The following is a 20,388-nucleotide window of genomic DNA, read 5'->3' as shown; positions in this document are numbered from 1 at the left end:
TGCCCGCAATTTCCAATTAAGTTATACTATTCCTAATAATTCTAGCGTAGCTGAGGTGATTTTCGTTGCTTAAAAGTGAGAAGTTACAAATGGTACTGCATTTAGAACGTTTGACAGATGAAGGGCTTGTAGAGCAGGTGCATCTAGGCAATACAGATGCGTTAGATTTTTTGATTTCGAAATACCGGCTTTTCGTTAAAGCAAAAGCACGGTCATATTTTTTGGTGGGTGCCGATAAAGAAGATATTATCCAAGAGGGTATGATTGGTTTATATAAGGCCATCCGAGATTTTAGAGAGGATAAGCTTGCTTCGTTCCGTGCATTTGCCGAGTTGTGCATAACAAGGCAAATTATTACGGCGATTAAAACGGCTACACGCCAAAAGCATATCCCTTTAAATTCTTATGTGTCCTTAGATAAGCCGATCTATGACGAAGAATCAGAGCGGACATTAATGGATATAATTACGAGTCCACTTTCTGATGATCCGGAGTATTTGATGATTAATCGTGAAGACTATGTCTATCTAGAACAAAAGATGGGCGAGGTATTAAGTGAGCTAGAGCAGCAAGTATTGGCTCGTTATCTAGAGGGCCAATCCTACAATGAAATTTCTGAAGAATTAAACCGCCATGTTAAATCCATTGACAATGCCCTACAACGGGTAAAGCGTAAATTGGAGCGGCATCTTGAACTAAAAGAAATAACTTAAACACTGACAGCCTTTATTGACAGTGGGAAATTTAGGTGTTAGTCTTTAAAGGACAAACTGCCGAAAAGGTGATATAAATGGCAAAGAAAGTCGTTTTAAGCTGTGAAAAATGTGGTTCAAGAAACTATAGCGTTCCTAAAAAAGATGGAGCGACTGAGCGCTTAGAATTGAAGAAATTTTGCTCGCATTGCAATGAGCATACAACGCATAAACAAACGTTATAAATAAAAAATAGATTAATTCGTTGTTCGGGGGTTAGCCAAAATGAGTAAGGTAACAAACTTTTTTCAAGAAGTCGGCTCGGAAATGCGTAAAACAAGTTGGCCAAAAAGCAAAGAGTTAACGAAATATACGGTAGTAGTAATTTCAACAGTTATCGTTATGGCGTTATTCTTTACGGTTACAGATTTAGGAATCTCAGAATTATTCCGTTGGTTCTTGTCTCTATAAGCTATATCATGTTAATATTTCGAAATAGCCCGTCAATTTCAAATAACGGGTTTTTTCATTTGTTAAAAAATGTTTTATAGTTAATAAATAGATTATTGAAGTTTTGTGATCGGGGAAATATATACCCTAACACATTAAAGTAAAGGAGGGACGGACGATTTAGTCCTACCTATATGGAGAAAAATTGGTATGTAGTTCATACGTATTCTGGTTATGAAAATCGAGTGAAAGCTAATCTTGAAAAACGTGTAGAAACAATGGGTATGCAAGATAAGATTTTCCGAGTAATCGTAGCTGAGCATGAGGAAATCGATGTAAAAGAAGACGGTAAGAAAAAAGCGGTAATGCGTAAAATCTTCCCTGGTTATGTTTTAGTAGAGTTAATTATGACGGACGACGCTTGGTATGTAGTCCGTAATACACCAGGGGTAACTGGATTTATCGGTTCTTCAGGTGGTGGGGTTAAACCAACGCCATTATTACCGGAAGAAGCAGAACGTTTACTTGCACAAATGGGCATGAACGAGTCTCAATTAGGCGAAGTTGAAATTTCTGTTGGAGAAGTTGTCGAAGTGCTTGAAGGGCCATTTGCACATTTCCAAGGTCGCGTAGAAGAAGTAGATGTCGACAAAGCGAAACTAAAAGTATTAGTAGATATGTTTGGTCGCGAAACAGTGATGGAACTAGATTTCAACCAAGTACAAAAAATATAGAATTATTTAGACTTGATTAAGCAATTTAAAAGTGTTATCATTTCATAGGTCAGACTGTCTAACTTTAGATGTTTGATTTTAATTAGTTTTAATGTTATCGGCTTAGCTGACGAACAGATATTGAGTGGGAGGGGCAACCCTATTACCACATCACGGACTTAAGGAGGTGTGTCTCGTGGCTAAAAAAGTTATTAAAGTTGTAAAACTTCAAATCCCTGCTGGTAAAGCAAACCCAGCGCCACCGGTTGGTCCTGCATTAGGTCAAGCAGGTGTAAACATTATGGGATTCTGTAAAGAATTTAACGCTCGTACTGCTGATCAAGCTGGTCTTATTATTCCGGTTGAAATTTCAGTATTCGAAGATCGTTCATTTACTTTCATTACGAAAACTCCACCTGCAGCAGTGTTACTTAAAGTAGCGGCTGGTATCCAATCTGGATCTGGTGAACCAAACCGTAAGAAAGTTGCAACGGTTAAACGTGATAAAGTTCGCGAAATCGCTGAACAAAAAATGCCAGACCTTAACGCTGCTTCAGTTGAAGCTGCTATGTTAATGGTTGAAGGTACTGCACGAAGCATGGGCATTACGATCGAAGACTAATCCCATCTTCAACACTTGATGATGTTTTTGTTTTTTGGAAGGTTGCTGCACTCTGATACTAGTTTGATGAGTGCGCAACCTTTATTCGTGGGAGGTCCAAATCCGTTACAACCACAATCAAGGAGGAAATTATAATGGCTAAAAAAGGTAAAAAACTGCAAGAAGCAGCTAAATTAATCGACCGCGCAACTTTATACTCTGTTGAAGAAGCAGTAGCATTAGCGCAAAAAACAAGCTCAGTAAACTTTGATGCAACTGTAGAAGTAGCATTCAAATTAGGTATCGACACTCGTAAGAATGACCAACAAATCCGTGGTGCGGTAGTATTACCACACGGTACTGGTAAAACTCAACGCGTTTTAGTTTTCGCTAAAGGTGAAAAAATTAAAGAAGCAGAAGCTGCTGGTGCTGATTATGTAGGCGATGCAGAATACATCCAAAAAATCCAACAAGGTTGGTTTGATTTCGATGTAATCGTTGCAACTCCTGACATGATGGGTGAAGTTGGTAAATTAGGTCGTGTATTAGGTCCTAAAGGTTTAATGCCAAACCCTAAAACAGGTACAGTTACATTTGACGTAACAAAAGCTATCGAAGAAATCAAAGCTGGTAAAGTAGAATACCGTGCTGAAAAGTCTGGTATCATCCACGCACCAATCGGTAAAGTTTCTTTCGATACAAACAAATTAGTAGAAAACTTCTTAGCTGTATTTGAAGTAGTTCAAAAAGCTAAGCCAGCTGCAGCAAAAGGTACTTACATGAAGTCTGTAAATGTTACAACTACAATGGGTCCTGCTGTAAAAGTTGACGCTGCTAACGTTTCTGTTAAATAATTCATTCCGATTTTTTTAAAATCGTTTAATAAAAATTATTGACAACGCGCTTCTTACTTGGTAAGATGAGTGCTGTTGTGAATCATCCATTTGTACCGTAGACAGTAGGGGTGCCAATATTGCACTTAATGAGCCTACCGAGGACATCGGAGTTCGGATTCTTTTTAAGATGATGTACTTTCAGCCTCTATGTCTATTTTGATGTAGAGGCTTTTCTTTGTCGGTATAAATGACTCATTCTAATAGGAGGTGTCATCATGAGCAAAGCAATCGAAACAAAAAAAGTTCAAGTTCAAGAAATCGCTGATAAATTCTCAGCTGCTGCTTCTATCGTAGTAGTAGATTACCGTGGTTTAACTGTAGCGCAAGTAACAGAATTACGTAAGCAATTACGTGAAGCTGGTGTTGAGTTCAAAGTATATAAAAATACTTTATCTCGTCGTGCTGCTGAAACTGCTGGTTTAGAAGGAATCAATGAATTCTTAACTGGTCCAAATGCTATCGCATTCTCTAACGAGGACGTAGTAGCTCCTGCTAAAATTATTAACGAATTCGCTAAGAAAAACGAAGCGTTAGAAATTAAAGCTGGTATCATCGAAGGTACTGTGGCATCAGTTGAAGACGTTAAAGCTCTTGCAGAACTTCCATCTCGCGAAGGTCTATTATCAATGCTTTTATCTGTACTTCAAGCTCCAGTGCGCAACTTCGCACTTGCAACAAAAGCTGTTGCAGAACAAAAAGAAGAGCAAGGCGCTTAATATTAGCCTCTTAACTTCAACAATCAGGCAAATCGCCTAAACTAATAAAACATTCCATAGGAGGAAATTAAAATGAACAAAGAGCAAATCTTAGAAGCTATCAAAGCTATGACAGTTCTAGAATTAAACGACTTAGTAAAAGCAATCGAAGAAGAATTCGGTGTAACAGCTGCTGCTCCAGTAGCAGTAGCTGCTGGCGGTGCTGCTGCAGTTGAAGAAAAAACTGAGTTTGACGTAGTATTAACTTCTGCTGGTCAAGAAAAAATCAAAGTAATCAAAGCGGTTCGTGAAATCACTGGATTAGGTTTAAAAGAAGCTAAAGAGGTTGTTGACAACGCTCCTAAAGCTCTTAAAGAAGGCGTTTCTAAAGATGACGCTGAAGCTATCAAAGCTAAACTTGAAGAAGTTGGCGCTTCAGTAGAAGTTAAATAATTTTAGTTTAACTTTATTTAATGGCTATGCCTATTGCTTAGCTTAATAAGGAAAGCTCGTCACAATTTTGCGGCGGGCTTTTCTTTATTTAACTTTTAGTGGATGAGAATGTATAATTTTTAAAAGAAATCCACATAAAGAAAAAAGACAGCATTTAGTATGCAAATGTGTTTTTCTAAGGAGGCATATCGATGTCTGAACATTATTATTCAAATAAGCCTCAATCTGAAAGTAAACCGCGCCAATGGAAATTTACTTTATTAGGTAATACGTTTACGTTCGAAACGGATACGGGTGTATTCAGTAAAAGCGAAGTAGATTTTGGTTCCCGTGTGCTAATCGATGCTTTTGAAATGCCTGAAGTTGAAGGTGTTTTACTTGATGTAGGCTGTGGCTATGGACCAATCGGATTGTCGATTGCAAAAAACAACCCTGACCGTGAAGTGTTCATGATGGATATTAACTCACGTGCAGTTAGTTTGTCTCAAAAAAACGCCCAACTTAACGGGGTTCAAAATGTACGTATTTTTGAAAGTGATGGATTGGATGCTGTAGATACTAATTCAAAAGTAGCGGCAGTATTAACGAATCCACCAATCCGTGCAGGAAAAGAAACGGTTTTTAAGTTTTACGACCGCGCATATGAGCTGCTTTTGGAAAATGGTGAACTATGGATTGTTATTCAGAAGAAGCAAGGCGCTCCATCAACTATGAGCCATTTAGAAGAAATGTTTTCAGAAGTAGATGTTGTTGAGAAGAAAAAAGGATATTGGATCATTCGTGCAAAAAAATAAGTAAGATCTATATCAAATATTGACTTGACAAATCGAGTGTGATAACATAATAAAATGCAAAATTATTATTTTGAGGTAGTATGCCCTTTTGCATTATTTAATCAAATTTACGGGTATACTTGCTAAGAATAAGTTAAGTTTAACCGAAAATGAGGTTTTAAAAAAGTCTCGTTTTCTTTTTGTCTTTCGAAATCATACACCATTTGTATGTTTTTGCAAAGACCTATTATCGCTTTATTGAGGGGTGAATGAGTTGACAGGTCAACTAGTTCAGTACGGACAACACCGCCAGCGTAGAAGCTTTGCGCGTATTAGTGAGGTGCTGGAACTTCCGAATTTAATCGAAATCCAAACAGCATCTTATGAGTGGTTCCTTGAAGAAGGGTTGCGCGAGATGTTCCACGACATTTCTCCAATCGAGGATTTTACAGGTAATCTTTCATTAGAATTCGTTGACTATACTTTAGGAGAACCTAAGTATCAAGTAGACGAATGTAAAGAACGTGACGTTACTTACGCTGCGCCATTGCGTGTGAAAGTACGTTTGCACAACAAAGAAACAAACGAAGTTAAAGAGCAAGATGTCTTTATGGGTGATTTCCCGTTAATGACTGAAACAGGCACATTTATCATTAATGGTGCTGAGCGTGTTATCGTGTCTCAGTTAGTTCGTTCTCCAAGTGTATACTTCCACGAAAAAACGGATAAAAACGGTAAAAAAGGCTTTGGCGCAACAGTTATTCCTAACCGTGGTGCATGGCTAGAATACGAAACAGATGCAAAAGACGTTGTCTATGTACGTATCGATCGTACACGTAAGTTACCGGTAACGGTACTTTTACGTGCATTAGGTTTCGGCTCGGACCAAGAAATTTTAGATATCATTGGTGACAATGAATATTTACGTAACACGTTAGAAAAGGATAACACAGAAGGTACTGAAAAGGCTCTTCTTGAAATCTATGAACGTTTACGTCCAGGTGAACCACCAACAGTTGAATCTGCGAAGAATCTATTATATTCTCGCTTCTTTGATGCAAAACGCTATGATTTAGCGAATGTTGGTCGTTACAAAATGAACAAAAAGCTTCACATCAAAAATCGTTTATTCAACCAAACGATTGCAGAAACATTAGTAGATCCTGATACAGGGGAAATTATTGTTGAAGCAGGTACATTATTAGACCGCCGTAATCTTGATAAGTTAATCCCTTATTTAGAAAGTGGTGTAGGATTCCGTACATTAAACCAAGTTGGTGGCGTATTGGAAGATGACATTACAATCCAGTCGGTTAAAATCTTTGCACCAAATGATGAAGCACAAAAAGAAATTAATGTTATTTCAAACGCTTATGTAGATGAAGAAGTGAAAAACATTACACCGGCCGATGTATTGGCTTCTGTATCATACTTCTTCAATTTATTATATGACGTTGGTAACACAGATGATATTGACCATTTAGGTAACCGTCGTTTACGTTCTGTTGGTGAGTTATTACAAAACCAATTCCGTATCGGTTTATCTCGTATGGAACGTGTTGTACGTGAGCGTATGTCAATTAATGATACAGCGGCAATCGTACCACAACAGTTAATCAATATTCGTCCGGTTATTGCATCAATTAAAGAGTTCTTTGGTAGCTCTCAATTATCTCAGTTCATGGACCAAACAAACCCGTTAGCAGAGTTGACGCACAAACGTCGTTTATCTGCATTAGGACCGGGTGGTTTAACACGTGAGCGTGCAGGTATGGAAGTGCGTGACGTTCACTACTCTCACTATGGGCGTATGTGTCCAATCGAAACGCCAGAGGGACCAAACATTGGTCTTATCAACTCTTTATCTTCATTCGCAAAAGTTAACAAATTTGGATTCATCGAGACACCTTACCGCCGTGTTGATCCGGAAACAGGTGCTGTAACGAAAGAAATCCATTATTTAACTGCTGATGAAGAAGACAACTATGTAGTTGCACAAGCAAACTCTATTTTAAATGATGATGGTACATTCGCTAACGAAGAGGTTGTAGGACGTTTCCGTGGCGATAACACAGTATTTACAAGAGACCGCATCGACTATATGGATGTATCACCAAAACAAGTAGTATCTGCTGCCACTGCATGTATTCCGTTCTTAGAAAACGACGACTCAAACCGTGCGTTAATGGGAGCGAACATGCAACGTCAAGCTGTTCCGTTATTATATCCAAATGCACCATTCGTTGGTACGGGTATGGAGCATGTTGACGCGCGTGATTCAGGTGCTGCTGTTGTAGCAAAATATGACGGTATTGTAGAACATGTAGAAGCACGTTCAATCCATGTACGTCGTATTGAGTTAGTAGATGGTAAAGAAGTTAAGGGTGACTTAACTAAATATAAATTACAAAAATTCATTCGTTCTAACCAAGGTACATCTTATAACCAACGCCCAATCGTAAAAGTTGGCGACCGTGTAAAACCTCGTGATATTTTAGCTGATGGTCCTTCAATGGAAAAAGGCGAATTAGCACTTGGTCAAAACGTACTTGTTGCGTTCATGACATGGGACGGCTTCAACTACGAGGATGCTGTAATTATGAGCGAACGCCTTGTAAAAGACGATGTATATACTTCTGTTCATATTGAAGAATATGAGTCAGAATCTCGTGATACTAAGCTTGGACCTGAAGAAATCACACGTGACATTCCAAACGTAGGGGAAGATGCACTTCGAAACCTAGATGATCGCGGAATTATCCGTATCGGTGCGGAAGTACGTGACGGTGATATTTTAGTAGGTAAAGTTACGCCTAAAGGGGTTACAGAGTTAACTGCGGAAGAGCGTTTATTACATGCTATCTTTGGTGAAAAGGCACGTGAAGTACGCGATACGTCTCTACGTGTACCACACGGGGCTGGCGGTATCATTTTAGATGTTAAAGTATTCAACCGTGAAGACGGTGACGAATTACCACCAGGTGTAAACCAATTAGTTCGTGCTTATATTGTTCAAAAACGTAAAATTCGCGTTGGTGACAAGATGGCCGGACGTCACGGTAACAAAGGTGTAATTTCACGTATTTTACCGGAAGAGGATATGCCGTTTATGCCAGACGGAACACCAGTAGATATCATGCTTAACCCACTAGGGGTACCTTCACGTATGAACATCGGACAAGTACTAGAGCTGCATTTAGGTATGGCTTCACGTTACTTAGGCATTCATATGGCTTCACCAGTATTCGATGGTGCCAACGAAGCTGATGTTTGGGAAACGATGGAAGAAGCTGGTATGAACCGTGATGGTAAAACAATTCTTTATGATGGACGTTCAGGTGAGCCATTCGATAACCGTGTTTCTGTTGGTGTCATGTATATGATTAAACTTGCGCACATGGTTGATGATAAACTTCATGCACGTTCAACTGGACCTTACTCATTAGTAACGCAACAGCCGCTTGGTGGTAAAGCACAATTCGGTGGTCAGCGCTTCGGTGAGATGGAGGTTTGGGCACTTGAAGCATACGGTGCTGCTTACACGTTACAAGAGATTTTAACTGTAAAATCTGATGACGTTGTAGGTCGTGTGAAAACATACGAAGCTATTGTAAAAGGTGAAAGTGTTCCAGAACCAGGTGTACCAGAATCATTCAAAGTATTAATTAAAGAGCTTCAATCATTAGGTATGGATGTGAAGATGCTTACAATCAATGACGAGGAAGTAGAATTACGCGACCTTGACGATGAGGAAGAAGTAGCTCCACCAGCTTCAGAAGCTGGACGCCCATCTGATGATAAAGAAGAAGACCCAGTAGAATCATTTGAATAACTTCAATTGAATCGGGCAGGTATATGCCCTGCCCGATTTTTCTTATGTTTTAGATGCAAGTTTCATTATGGCCTAATATGAAATTTTGTAAGTGTAGAGCTACATTAAAAGTCATTTACGACTTATAACTAAAGGGAGGTAGGCTCCTTGATCGATGTTAATGAATTTGAATATATGAAAATTGGTTTAGCTTCACCTGACAAGATCCGTTCTTGGTCATATGGAGAAGTAAAAAAACCAGAAACAATTAACTACCGTACATTAAAACCAGAAAAAGATGGTCTATTCTGCGAACGTATTTTTGGACCAACAAAAGACTGGGAATGTCACTGTGGTAAATATAAGCGTGTACGTTACAAAGGTGTCGTTTGTGACCGTTGTGGAGTAGAAGTTACACGTGCAAAAGTTCGTCGTGAGCGTCAAGGTCACATTGAGCTGGCTGCACCAGTATCACATATTTGGTACTTCAAAGGTATTCCAAGCCGAATGGGTCTTATTTTAGACATGTCTCCACGTGCGTTGGAAGAAGTAATTTACTTCGCTTCTTATGTAGTAATCGAGACAGGTCAAACGTCTCTAGGATACAAAGACTTACTTTCCGAAAAAGAATATCGTGCATACCGTGAAAAGTATGGTAACGAGTTCGAAGCGGCAATGGGTGCTGAAGCTATTAAACGTCTTTTAGAGAAAATTGATTTAGAAGATGAAACACAAGTTTTAAAAGAAGAGCTGAAATCTGCACAAGGCCAACGCCGTACACGTGCGATTAAACGTCTTGAAGTAGTAGAGTCATTCCGTAACTCTGGCAACAAACCGGAGTGGATGATTTTAGATGTACTACCAGTAATTCCACCGGAGCTTCGTCCAATGGTGCAATTAGATGGTGGTCGTTTTGCCACTTCTGACTTAAATGATCTTTACCGTCGGGTTATTAACCGTAACAACCGTTTAAAACGTTTACTTGACCTTGGTGCACCAAGCATTATTGTTCAAAACGAAAAACGTATGTTACAAGAAGCGGTTGACGCATTAATCGATAATGGTCGTCGTGGTCGTCCGGTAACAGGTCCTGGTAACCGTCCTTTAAAATCACTTTCACACATGCTGAAAGGGAAACAAGGTCGTTTCCGTCAAAACTTACTTGGTAAACGTGTAGACTATTCTGGTCGTTCGGTTATCGTAGTAGGTCCAAATCTAAAAATGTATCAATGTGGTCTTCCAAAAGAAATGGCAATTGAATTATTCAAGCCTTTCGTAATGAAAGAACTAGTTGAGCGTGGTTTAGCTCACAACATTAAATCAGCAAAACGTAAAATTGAGCGTTTACACAATGAAGTTTGGGACGTTTTAGAAGACGTTATCCGTGAGCATCCGGTATTACTTAACCGTGCACCAACGCTTCACCGTCTTGGTATCCAAGCATTCGAACCAACATTAGTAGAAGGTCGTGCAATCCGTCTTCACCCATTAGTATGTACAGCTTACAACGCTGACTTCGATGGTGACCAAATGGCCGTGCACGTTCCACTATCAGCTGAAGCACAAGCGGAAGCTCGTTTACTTATGTTAGCAGCTCAAAACATCCTTAACCCGAAAGACGGGAAACCAGTAGTAACACCATCTCAAGATATGGTATTAGGTAACTATTACTTAACACTTGAGCGTGAAGGTGCTCGTGGTGAAGGCTCTGTATTTTATGATTCAAACGAAGTGTTAATTGCCTACCAAAATGGTCACGTACATTTACACTCTCGTATTGCGATTAAAGCGAGCTCATTAAATAATCCAACATTTACAGAAGAACAAAATAAAATGTTCTTATTAACTACTGTAGGTAAAGTGATCTTCAATGAAATTTTACCAAGCTCATTCCCTTATATTAATGAGCCAACATCAGTTAACTTAGAGCAAAAAACACCTGAGAAATACTTCGTAAACTTAACAATTGACGAAGAGTTACTGAAAGAGATCGAAGCAACAGAAGGCTATGCTGATTTATCTGAAGCAGAAAAAATCGAAGCACAACGCCGCGCTATTTTAGCGAAGCATTTCACAAATATGCCTGTAGTAGATCCATTCCGTAAAAAATTCTTAGGTAATGTCATTGCTGAAGTATTTAAAGAATTCCACATTACAGAAACTTCTAAGATGCTTGACCGCATGAAAAACTTAGGTTTCAAATATTCTACTCGTGCAGGTATTACTGTAGGTGTATCTGATATCGTTGTATTACCAGATAAAGGCGGTATTTTAGAGGAAGCACAAAGTAAAGTAGATAAAGTAATGATCCAATTCCGCCGTGGTTTAATCACAGAGGAAGAGCGTTATAACCGTGTTATTAACGTATGGACAGCTGCCAAAGATGAAATTCAAGGTAAGCTGATGAAATCTTTACAAAAAACAAACCCAATCTTCATGATGTCCGACTCTGGTGCCCGTGGTAACGCATCTAACTTTACTCAGTTAGCAGGTATGCGTGGTCTAATGGCCAACCCGGCTGGTCGAATTATCGAGTTACCAATCAAGTCTTCATTCCGTGAAGGTTTAACAGTATTGGAATACTTCATCTCTACACATGGTGCGCGTAAAGGTCTTGCCGATACAGCACTAAAAACTGCCGATTCAGGTTACTTAACTCGTCGTTTAGTAGACGTAGCACAAGATGTTATTGTTCGTGAAGACGACTGTGGTACTGATCGCGGTTTATTAATCGGTTCATTAATGGAAGGCAATGAAATGATCGAAGCGTTAGACGAACGTATTGTTGGTCGTTACGTGAAGAAAACAGTTCGCCACCCAGAAACAGGAGCGGTTATCGTAGAACGTGATGGTTTAGTAACACAAGATGTTGCTCGTGCAATTGAAGATGCAAATATCGAAGAAGTTACAATCCGTTCAGCATTCACATGTAATACAAAACATGGCGTATGTAAAAAATGTTACGGTATGAACTTGGCTACTGGTGAAGAGGTAGAAGTTGGTGAAGCGGTAGGTATTATCGCAGCTCAATCTATCGGTGAACCAGGTACACAGTTAACAATGCGTACATTCCATACAGGTGGGGTAGCAGGTAACGATATTACACAAGGTCTTCCACGTATCCAAGAGATTTTCGAAGCTCGTAATCCGAAAGGGCAGGCAGTGATTTCTGAAATTACTGGTACAGTTATCGAAATCGAAGAAATCCGTGAAGGTCTAAAAGAAATTACGATCCAAGGTGACGTGGAAACACGTAAATACCAAGCACCTTATAATGCACGCCTAAAGGTAGCTGAAGGCGATACAATTATTGCAGGTCAAACTTTATCAGAAGGTTCGATCGATCCTAAACAATTACTAAAAGTTAAAGACGTATCGACAGTTCAAGAATATCTATTAAAAGAAGTACAAAAAGTATACCGTATGCAAGGGGTAGAAATCGGTGACAAGCACATCGAAGTAATGGTTCGCCAAATGCTTCGTAAAGTGCGTGTAATCGAAGCAGGTGACACAGAGTTATTACCAGGTTCACTGCTTGATATTCACCAATTCTCTGAGGCGAATGTTGATGCCGTTCTTAACGGAAAAACACCAGCAACTTGCCGTCCAGTCATTTTAGGTATTACAAAAGCTTCTCTTGAAACAGAATCATTCTTATCTGCTGCATCATTCCAAGAAACAACTCGTGTGTTAACGGATGCTGCAATTAAAGGTAAACGTGATGAGCTTCTAGGTCTGAAGGAAAACGTAATTATCGGTAAACTAGTTCCGGCTGGTACTGGTATGCAACGTTACCGTCAAATTCGCATGGATCAAGAAGGTTCAGCTGAAGTTGTAACAGCTGAATAACAGTCTATCAACAATTGAAATTCCGGTAGAGGTCATTCTCTGCCGGGGTTTTTCTAATAAATATTCCGGAATTAACAATAATCAATATTCTTTCATAAGAAATTGGTTGACAGTATAACTTTGGAATGATAATATATTGAAGGTTGATAGTTAACTGTCTGTACTTAGGAGGATATGTAAATGTCTTACGATCAAGTAAAACAGGCCAGTAAAACAATCATAGGTATAAAGCAAGCAGTGAAAGCAATGTATGCTGGACAAGTATCAGCTCTTTTTGTCGCAATCGATGCAGACAAGTGGGTTACCGATCCGGCCATTCTTCTCGCGAAAGAAATCGGTGTACCAGTTTATTATGTCGATTCTAGAAAAGAACTTGGTAAAGCTTGCGGCATTCATGTTGGAGCTGCAGTTGTTGCGATTACTGCGATGTAGTTTTTGTGTAAAATACACAAAGACTTTGTTTTTACCCAAAAAATGAACCACCTGGATGTGTGGTATTGAAACAAGGAAAAAATGAAGGGAGGACAAATCGATGCCTACAATTAACCAATTAGTACGTAAGCCTCGTCAATCTAAAAACACGAAATCAAAATCTCCAGCGTTAAACAAAGGATATAACTCATTTAAAAAATCTTTAACTGACGTTAAGTCTCCTCAAAAACGCGGAGTTTGTACTCGTGTTGGTACAATGACACCACGTAAACCGAACTCGGCTTTACGTAAATATGCTCGTGTACGCTTAACTAACCAACTTGAGGTTACTGCGTATATCCCAGGTGAAGGTCACAACTTACAAGAACACAGTGTAGTTCTTATCCGTGGCGGACGCGTAAAAGACTTAGCTGGAGTACGTTACCACATCGTTCGTGGAGCACTTGATACAGCTGGTGTTAACGGTCGTTTACAATCTCGTTCTAAATACGGTACTAAACGTCCAAAAGAAAAAAAATAATTTAAGTTTAAATAGACAACGATTTGAAAGGAGGAAAACACATGCCTCGTAAAGGTCCTGTTTCCAAACGTGACGTGTTACCAGATCCAATTTATAATTCAAAACTAGTAACTCGTTTAATCAACAAAATGATGATTGATGGTAAAAGAGGTACTTCTCAAAAGATTTTATACGGAGCTTTTGAATTAGTTCAAGAGCGTTCGGGTCAAAATGCTTTAGAAGTATTTGAAGCTGCTTTAAACAACGTAATGCCTGTACTTGAAGTACGTGCTCGTCGTGTTGGTGGTTCTAACTACCAAGTACCAGTAGAAGTTCGTCCAGAACGTCGTACAACTTTAGGTTTACGTTATTTAGTAAACTACGCTCGTCTTCGTGGAGAAAAAACGATGGAAGAGCGTTTAGCTAACGAAATCTTAGATGCATCTAACAACACAGGTGCTTCAGTTAAGAAACGTGAAGATATGCACAAAATGGCAGAAGCGAACAAAGCATTCGCTCACTACCGTTGGTAATTTGATCTATGCTCTAGCTTGCTAGGGCTTAGGTTTTTTACCCACTTATACAGCTAACCCAATATGGAAGGAGAAATTTCCTATGAAACGCGAATTCTCTCTAGAGAATACACGTAATATTGGGATCATGGCTCACATTGATGCTGGTAAAACAACAACAACTGAGCGTATCCTTTATTACACTGGTAAGATTCATAAAATCGGTGAAACTCATGACGGCGGATCTCAAATGGACTGGATGGAGCAAGAACAAGAGCGTGGTATCACGATCACTTCTGCTGCAACAACAGCTCAATGGAACGGTCACCGCATTAACATCATCGATACTCCTGGACACGTAGACTTCACTGTAGAAGTAGAACGTTCTTTACGTGTACTAGATGGTGCTGTAACAGTATTAGATGCTCAATCAGGTGTTGAGCCTCAAACTGAAACAGTATGGCGTCAAGCTACTACGTACGGGGTTCCTCGTATCGTATTCATCAACAAAATGGATAAAATGGGTGCAGACTTCTTATATTCTGTAGGAACTTTACACGATCGTTTACAAGCGAACGCTCACCCAATCCAATTACCAATCGGTGCTGAAGATGAGTTCTCAGCTATCATCGACTTAATCGAAATGAACGCTACGTTCTACGGTAACGAAGAAGGTACTGCAGTAACTGTTGGAGAGATTCCAGAATCTCATAAAGCACAAGCCGAAGAGTACCGTGAGAAGTTAATCGACGCTGTTGCAAGTGTTGATGAAGAGCTTATGGAAAAATACTTAGAAGGCGAAGAAATTTCTAATGAAGAATTAAAAGCGGCTATCCGTAAAGCTACAATCGCGGTAGAATTCTACCCTGTACTTTGTGGTACAGCATTCAAACACAAAGGTGTTCGTAAAATGTTAGATGCTGCTGTTGATTACTTACCAGCTCCAACTGATGTTCCTGCTATTAAAGGTACTGATGTTGACGGCGAAGAAGAAATCATCCGCCATTCTTCAGATGAAGAGCCATTCTCAGCTCTTGCATTCAAAGTAATGACTGACCCATTCGTAGGTAAGTTAACATTCTTCCGTGTGTACTCAGGTACATTGGATGCAGGTTCTTACGTACAAAACTCTTCTAAAGGTAAACGTGAACGTGTAGGACGTATCCTACAAATGCACGCTAACTCTCGTGAAGAGATTGGAAAAGTATTTGCTGGTGATATCGCTGCAGCTGTAGGTCTTAAAGATACTACAACAGGTGATACTCTATGTGACGAGAAAAATCTTGTTATCTTAGAATCAATGGATTTCCCAGAACCAGTTATCTCTCTTTCTGTAGAACCAAAATCTAAAGCTGACCAAGATAAAATGGGACAAGCTTTACAAAAATTACAAGAAGAAGATCCAACTTTCCGTGCTCATACTGACACTGAAACAGGTCAAACAATCATCTCTGGTATGGGTGAGCTTCACCTTGATATCTTAGTTGACCGTATGAAACGTGAATTTAAAGTTGAAGCTAACGTGGGTGCTCCAATGGTATCTTACCGTGAGACATTCCGTAGCGAAGCTAAAGTTCAAGGTAAATTCTCTCGTCAATCTGGTGGTCGCGGTCAATACGGTGACGTAACGATCGAGTTCTCTCCAAATGAAGAGGGTAAAGGTTTCGAATTCGAAAACGCTATCGTTGGTGGTGTTGTACCTCGTGAATACATCCCTGCAGTAGAAGCGGGTCTACGTGACTCTCTTGACCGCGGTGTAGTTGCTGGATACCCATTAATCGACATTAAAGCGAAATTAGTATTCGGTTCTTACCATGATGTTGACTCAAGTGAAATGGCGTTCAAAATTGCTGCATCTATGGCACTAAAAGAAGCAGCTAAAAAATGTAACCCAGTTATCCTTGAGCCAATGATGAAAGTAGAAGTTGTAATTCCAGAAGAGTACCTTGGTGATATTATGGGTAACATTACTGCTCGTCGCGGACGCGTTGAGGGTATGGAAGCTCGTGGTAACTCTCAAGTAGTACGTGCTATGGTACCACTATCTGAAATGTTCGGATATGCTACAACTTTACGTTCTGCAACTCAAGGTCGCGGTGTATTCTCAATGGTGTTCGATCACTATGAAGAAGTACCAAAATCAATTGCAGAAGAAATCGTTAAAAAAAATAAAGGTGAATAATTGAAATTTCACCTTGCATCAAGTATAAATAATTTGTAAGCTATGATTGACTGACTAGAGATGGGGCCCGTTGATAGTCAGCAATCTTAGAATAAATTTTAAAAAATAAAACATATCTCTGAGGAGGCATTTTCTAATGGCTAAAGAAAAATTTGACCGTTCAAAAACGCATGCTAACGTTGGTACTATCGGACACGTTGACCATGGTAAAACTACATTAACTGCTGCTATCGCAACAGTTCTTTCTAAAAAAATGGGTGGAGTAGCTAAATCTTACGCTGACATCGATAACGCTCCAGAAGAAAAAGAGCGCGGTATCACAATCAATACTTCACACGTTGAGTATGAAACTGAAACTCGTCACTATGCACACGTTGACTGCCCAGGACACGCTGACTATGTTAAAAACATGATCACTGGTGCTGCACAAATGGACGGCGGTATCTTAGTAGTATCTGCTGCTGATGGTCCAATGCCACAAACTCGTGAGCACATCTTACTTTCTAAACAAGTAGGTGTTCCTTACTTAGTAGTATTCATGAACAAATGTGATATGGTAGACGACGAAGAATTATTAGAATTAGTTGAAATGGAAATCCGTGACTTATTATCTGAGTACGACTTCCCAGGCGACGATCTTCCAGTAATCAAAGGTTCTGCTCTTAAAGCTCTTGAAGGAGAGCCAGAGTGGGAAGAAAAAATCGTTGAATTAATGAACGCTGTTGATGAGTACATCCCAACTCCAGAACGTCAAACTGACAAACCATTCATGATGCCAGTAGAGGACGTATTCTCTATTACTGGTCGTGGTACAGTTGCAACTGGTCGTGTTGAGCGTGGACAAGTTAAAGTTGGTGACGTTGTAGAAGTTATCGGTATCGATGAAGAAGCTAAAACTACAACTGTAACTGGTGTAGAAATGTTCCGTAAATTATTAGATTATGCTGAAGCTGGTGACAACATCGGTGCTTTATTACGTGGTATTGCTCGTGAAGATATCCAACGTGGTCAAGTATTAGCTAAACCAGGTTCAATTACTCCACACACAAACTTCAAAGCTGAAGTTTATGTTTTATCAAAAGAAGAGGGTGGACGTCATACTCCATTCTTCTCTAACTACCGTCCTCAGTTCTACTTCCGTACAACTGACGTAACTGGTATTTGTATGTTACCTGAAGGCGTAGAAATGGTTATGCCTGGTGATAACATCGAAATGACTGTAGAGTTAATCGCTCCAATCGCTTTAGAAGAAGGTACTAAGTTCTCTATCCGTGAGGGTGGCCGTACTGTAGGCGCTGGCGTAGTAGCTTCTATCCAAAAATAATTTTAGCTAATTGCTAATTGTTTAAACACCTTGCAGGGACGCTTGCAAGGTGTTTTTTTATTTGCCTTATAACTTAAAAGCATAATGTTTATTCGAATTATGTATTTCATTTATACCCACTCTTTCTATTATAATGAAAACAAGAACAGGGGATTCTTATTTTATTTTTAAATATGAAGGGGGATATATTTATGACAAATTATGTACAGGTGGGGAATTTACAAGTAGCAGATGTATTGCTTCAGTTTATTAATGAACAGGTACTACCAGACAGTGGCGTTGAGCAACAAGCATTTTGGGACGGTTTCGATCAATTAATTCACGAGCTGGCACCTGAAAATAAAGCGTTACTTGCACATCGTGATCAATTGCAGGATAAAATTAATCAGTGGCATAAAGAAAACAAGGGGAATTTCGAATTTGATAGTTATAAAGCTTTCTTAGAGCAAATCGGTTATGTTGAGCCAAAGGTTGAGGACTTCCGTGTAGAGACAGAAAATGTAGACGAAGAAATTGCTTTCCAAGCGGGTCCGCAATTAGTAGTACCGGTAAGTAATGCACGTTATGCCATTAATGCTGCGAATGCACGTTGGGGAAGTTTCTATGATGCATTATATGGGACTAATGTTATCAGTGATGAAGATGGTGCAACTGCAGGGAAAGGCTATAATCCGATTCGCGGGAACAAAGTTATTGAGTATGCAAAAAATTTCTTAAATCAGGCTGTTCCGTTATTAGATGGTGCTTCACATAAAGAAGCAACTCATTATGCAATTGTAAAAGGCACATTACAAGTAACGTTAAATAACGGCGAAAAAACAACATTAGCAAATCAGGAAAAATTAGTTGGCTACCAAGGTACAGCTGAAGAACCAACTGCAATTTTACTTAAGAATAATGATTTACACATAGAAATTCAAATCGACCGTAACCATCCAATAGGAAAAGATGATGCCGCTGGTGTAAAGGATATTTTCCTAGAGTCTGCCATTACAACGATTATGGACTGTGAAGATTCTGTTGCAGCAGTAGATGCAGAAGATAAAGTTGAAGTATATTCAAATTGGTTAGGTTTAATGAAAGGTGATTTATCGGCAACATTTGAAAAAGGTACAAAGACAGTGACGCGTACTTTAAATCCAGACCGTGAATATACAGGTTTAAATGGTGATACAGTTACTTTAAATGGACGTTCATTAATGTTTATTCGGAACGTGGGTCACTTAATGACGAATCCGGCTATTCTCGATAAAGATGGTGGCGAAGTACCTGAGGGAATTATGGATGGGGTTTTGACGAGCTTAATTGCAAAGCATGAAGTAATCGGAAATGGACAATATAAAAACTCACAAAAAGGCTCTATTTATATTGTAAAACCAAAAATGCATGGGTCTAAGGAAGTCGCTTTCGCTAATAAATTATTTGATCGGATAGAGGATTTAATCGGGTTGTCACGCTATACTTTAAAAATTGGTGTAATGGATGAAGAACGCCGTACGTCTCTTAACTTAAAAGCATGTATTCGTGAAGTAAAAAATCGTATTGTATTCATTAACACAGGTTTCCTAGATCGTACAGGTGATGAAATTCATACATCGATGGAAGCGGGACCAATGATTCGCAAAGGTGAAATGAAAACATCTACTTGGTTAACTTCTTATGAAAAATCAAATGTTGTAGTTGGTTTAAATACGGGATTACAAGGTCGTGCGCAAATAGGTAAAGGAATGTGGGCAATGCCGGATCTAATGGCGGAAATGATTGAGCAAAAGATTAATCATCCAAAAGCAGGTGCGAATACAGCCTGGGTACCATCTCCTACAGCAGCTACCTTACATGCAACACATTATCATGAAGTAAGTGTAAAGGATGTTCAAAAAGGTATTTCAACTTCAGAAGAATTACAAGATGCCATTTTAGAAATTCCGGTTGCTGCAAATACGGACTGGACAGCGGAAGAAATTCAGCAAGAGCTAGATAACAATGCTCAAGGAATTTTAGGGTATGTGGTACGTTGGGTGGAGAATGGTGTTGGTTGCTCAAAAGTGCCGGATATTAATAATATTGGCTTAATGGAAGACCGTGCAACTTTACGTATTTCAAGTCAGCATATTGCAAACTGGTTACACCACGGCATTTGCACAAAAGAACAAGTGGAAGAAACTTTAAAACGCATGGCAAAAGTGGTAGATGAGCAAAATGCAGATGATCCATCATGTACGTCAATGTCAGCAAACTATGAGGAATCTGTAGCTTTCCAGGCAGCAAGTGATTTAGTGTTTAAAGGTTACGAACAGCCAAACGGTTATACTGAGCCGATTTTGCACAAAAAACGAATTGAAGCAAAAGCAAAACAAAAAGTAAACGCATAATATTTTCTGAGTTACTGCTATTTTTAACGAGATAGCAGTATTTTTTTGTTTATTAGGTAAAGGTTAGTAGAAATTTACACGTTTAAAAGACAATAAGTGGTATAATAGTCATGATATAGATAATGAAAGAAGAG

General features: G+C 39.2%; 17 protein-coding genes and 1 other annotated feature. All 17 genes read left to right on the top strand.

Going from position 1 to position 20,388, the window contains the following annotated elements; translation table 11 throughout:
- Positions 1-89: 89 nt before the first annotated feature.
- Positions 90-713, top strand: a complete 624-nt coding sequence (sigH, locus tag MHH95_RS03905; protein WP_191701190.1) for an RNA polymerase sporulation sigma factor SigH — start codon at positions 90-92, stop codon at positions 711-713.
- Positions 714-790: 77 nt separating this feature from the next.
- Positions 791-937, top strand: a complete 147-nt coding sequence (gene rpmG / locus MHH95_RS03900; protein WP_191701135.1) for a 50S ribosomal protein L33 — start codon at positions 791-793, stop codon at positions 935-937.
- Between the two features lie 40 nt (positions 938-977).
- Positions 978-1,163 (top strand): preprotein translocase subunit SecE, encoded by a 186-nt coding sequence (gene secE, locus MHH95_RS03895; protein WP_191701136.1) that lies wholly within the window; start codon positions 978-980, stop codon positions 1,161-1,163.
- A gap of 173 nt (positions 1,164-1,336) precedes the next feature.
- A complete protein-coding gene (gene nusG, locus MHH95_RS03890) occupies positions 1,337-1,876 on the top strand; it encodes a transcription termination/antitermination protein NusG (RefSeq protein ID WP_191701137.1) in 540 nt (179 codons plus the stop codon).
- A 175-nt stretch (positions 1,877-2,051) separates the two neighbouring features.
- A complete protein-coding gene (rplK, locus tag MHH95_RS03885; protein ID WP_008406998.1) occupies positions 2,052-2,477 on the top strand; it encodes a 50S ribosomal protein L11 in 426 nt (141 codons plus the stop codon).
- A gap of 134 nt (positions 2,478-2,611) precedes the next feature.
- Positions 2,612-3,310, top strand: coding sequence for a 50S ribosomal protein L1 (gene rplA / locus MHH95_RS03880; protein WP_340726497.1), 699 nt, complete (start codon positions 2,612-2,614; stop codon positions 3,308-3,310).
- Positions 3,311-3,387: 77 nt separating this feature from the next.
- Positions 3,388-3,535 (top strand) — a sequence feature (ribosomal protein L10 leader region).
- A gap of 32 nt (positions 3,536-3,567) precedes the next feature.
- Positions 3,568-4,068 (top strand): 50S ribosomal protein L10, encoded by a 501-nt coding sequence (rplJ, locus tag MHH95_RS03875; RefSeq protein WP_191701139.1) that lies wholly within the window; start codon positions 3,568-3,570, stop codon positions 4,066-4,068.
- A 72-nt stretch (positions 4,069-4,140) separates the two neighbouring features.
- A complete protein-coding gene (gene rplL / locus MHH95_RS03870; protein WP_340726496.1) occupies positions 4,141-4,500 on the top strand; it encodes a 50S ribosomal protein L7/L12 in 360 nt (119 codons plus the stop codon).
- A 191-nt stretch (positions 4,501-4,691) separates the two neighbouring features.
- Positions 4,692-5,294, top strand: coding sequence for a class I SAM-dependent methyltransferase (locus MHH95_RS03865; RefSeq protein WP_340726495.1), 603 nt, complete (start codon positions 4,692-4,694; stop codon positions 5,292-5,294).
- Between the two features lie 253 nt (positions 5,295-5,547).
- Positions 5,548-9,105: a DNA-directed RNA polymerase subunit beta gene (rpoB, locus tag MHH95_RS03860; RefSeq protein ID WP_340726494.1), complete on the top strand. Its 3,558-nt coding sequence runs from the start codon at positions 5,548-5,550 to the stop codon at positions 9,103-9,105.
- A gap of 147 nt (positions 9,106-9,252) precedes the next feature.
- Positions 9,253-12,933, top strand: coding sequence for a DNA-directed RNA polymerase subunit beta' (rpoC, locus tag MHH95_RS03855; RefSeq protein WP_191701143.1), 3,681 nt, complete (start codon positions 9,253-9,255; stop codon positions 12,931-12,933).
- Between the two features lie 180 nt (positions 12,934-13,113).
- Positions 13,114-13,365 (top strand): ribosomal L7Ae/L30e/S12e/Gadd45 family protein, encoded by a 252-nt coding sequence (locus MHH95_RS03850; protein ID WP_191701144.1) that lies wholly within the window; start codon positions 13,114-13,116, stop codon positions 13,363-13,365.
- A 100-nt stretch (positions 13,366-13,465) separates the two neighbouring features.
- On the top strand, positions 13,466-13,885 hold the full coding sequence (gene rpsL, locus MHH95_RS03845) for a 30S ribosomal protein S12 (RefSeq protein ID WP_191701145.1): 420 nt from the start codon (positions 13,466-13,468) through the stop codon (positions 13,883-13,885).
- Between the two features lie 41 nt (positions 13,886-13,926).
- Entirely contained in the window at positions 13,927-14,397 is a 471-nt protein-coding gene (gene rpsG / locus MHH95_RS03840; protein WP_191701146.1) for a 30S ribosomal protein S7, read from the top strand.
- An 82-nt stretch (positions 14,398-14,479) separates the two neighbouring features.
- A complete protein-coding gene (fusA, locus tag MHH95_RS03835; RefSeq protein WP_191701147.1) occupies positions 14,480-16,558 on the top strand; it encodes an elongation factor G in 2,079 nt (692 codons plus the stop codon).
- Between the two features lie 136 nt (positions 16,559-16,694).
- Entirely contained in the window at positions 16,695-17,882 is a 1,188-nt protein-coding gene (tuf, locus tag MHH95_RS03830; protein ID WP_191701148.1) for an elongation factor Tu, read from the top strand.
- 191 nt (positions 17,883-18,073) lie between these two features.
- Positions 18,074-20,254 (top strand): malate synthase G, encoded by a 2,181-nt coding sequence (locus tag MHH95_RS03825; RefSeq protein WP_340726493.1) that lies wholly within the window; start codon positions 18,074-18,076, stop codon positions 20,252-20,254.
- Positions 20,255-20,388 lie beyond the last annotated feature (134 nt).

This window comes from Solibacillus sp. FSL K6-4121 (genome assembly GCF_038002585.1).
GTDB classification, from domain to species: domain Bacteria; phylum Bacillota; class Bacilli; order Bacillales_A; family Planococcaceae; genus Solibacillus; species Solibacillus faecavium.
This window is presented reverse-complemented; position numbering and strand designations above follow the sequence as displayed.

Bases quoted from the DNA above. Each gene is read 5' to 3' on its own strand.
- rpsG (WP_191701146.1), top strand. From the start codon at position 13,927: ATGCCTCGTAAAGGTCCTGTTTCCAAACGTGACGTGTTACCAGATCCA.
- rplA (WP_340726497.1), top strand. From the start codon at position 2,612: ATGGCTAAAAAAGGTAAAAAACTGCAAGAAGCAGCTAAATTAATCGAC.
- MHH95_RS03865 (WP_340726495.1), top strand. From the start codon at position 4,692: ATGTCTGAACATTATTATTCAAATAAGCCTCAATCTGAAAGTAAACCG.
- rpsL (WP_191701145.1), top strand. From the start codon at position 13,466: ATGCCTACAATTAACCAATTAGTACGTAAGCCTCGTCAATCTAAAAAC.
- nusG (WP_191701137.1), top strand. From the start codon at position 1,337: ATGGAGAAAAATTGGTATGTAGTTCATACGTATTCTGGTTATGAAAAT.
- rpmG (WP_191701135.1), top strand. From the start codon at position 791: ATGGCAAAGAAAGTCGTTTTAAGCTGTGAAAAATGTGGTTCAAGAAAC.
- fusA (WP_191701147.1), top strand. From the start codon at position 14,480: ATGAAACGCGAATTCTCTCTAGAGAATACACGTAATATTGGGATCATG.
- tuf (WP_191701148.1), top strand. From the start codon at position 16,695: ATGGCTAAAGAAAAATTTGACCGTTCAAAAACGCATGCTAACGTTGGT.
- sigH (WP_191701190.1), top strand. From the start codon at position 90: ATGGTACTGCATTTAGAACGTTTGACAGATGAAGGGCTTGTAGAGCAG.
- MHH95_RS03825 (WP_340726493.1), top strand. From the start codon at position 18,074: ATGACAAATTATGTACAGGTGGGGAATTTACAAGTAGCAGATGTATTG.
- secE (WP_191701136.1), top strand. From the start codon at position 978: ATGAGTAAGGTAACAAACTTTTTTCAAGAAGTCGGCTCGGAAATGCGT.
- rplL (WP_340726496.1), top strand. From the start codon at position 4,141: ATGAACAAAGAGCAAATCTTAGAAGCTATCAAAGCTATGACAGTTCTA.
- rplJ (WP_191701139.1), top strand. From the start codon at position 3,568: ATGAGCAAAGCAATCGAAACAAAAAAAGTTCAAGTTCAAGAAATCGCT.
- MHH95_RS03850 (WP_191701144.1), top strand. From the start codon at position 13,114: ATGTCTTACGATCAAGTAAAACAGGCCAGTAAAACAATCATAGGTATA.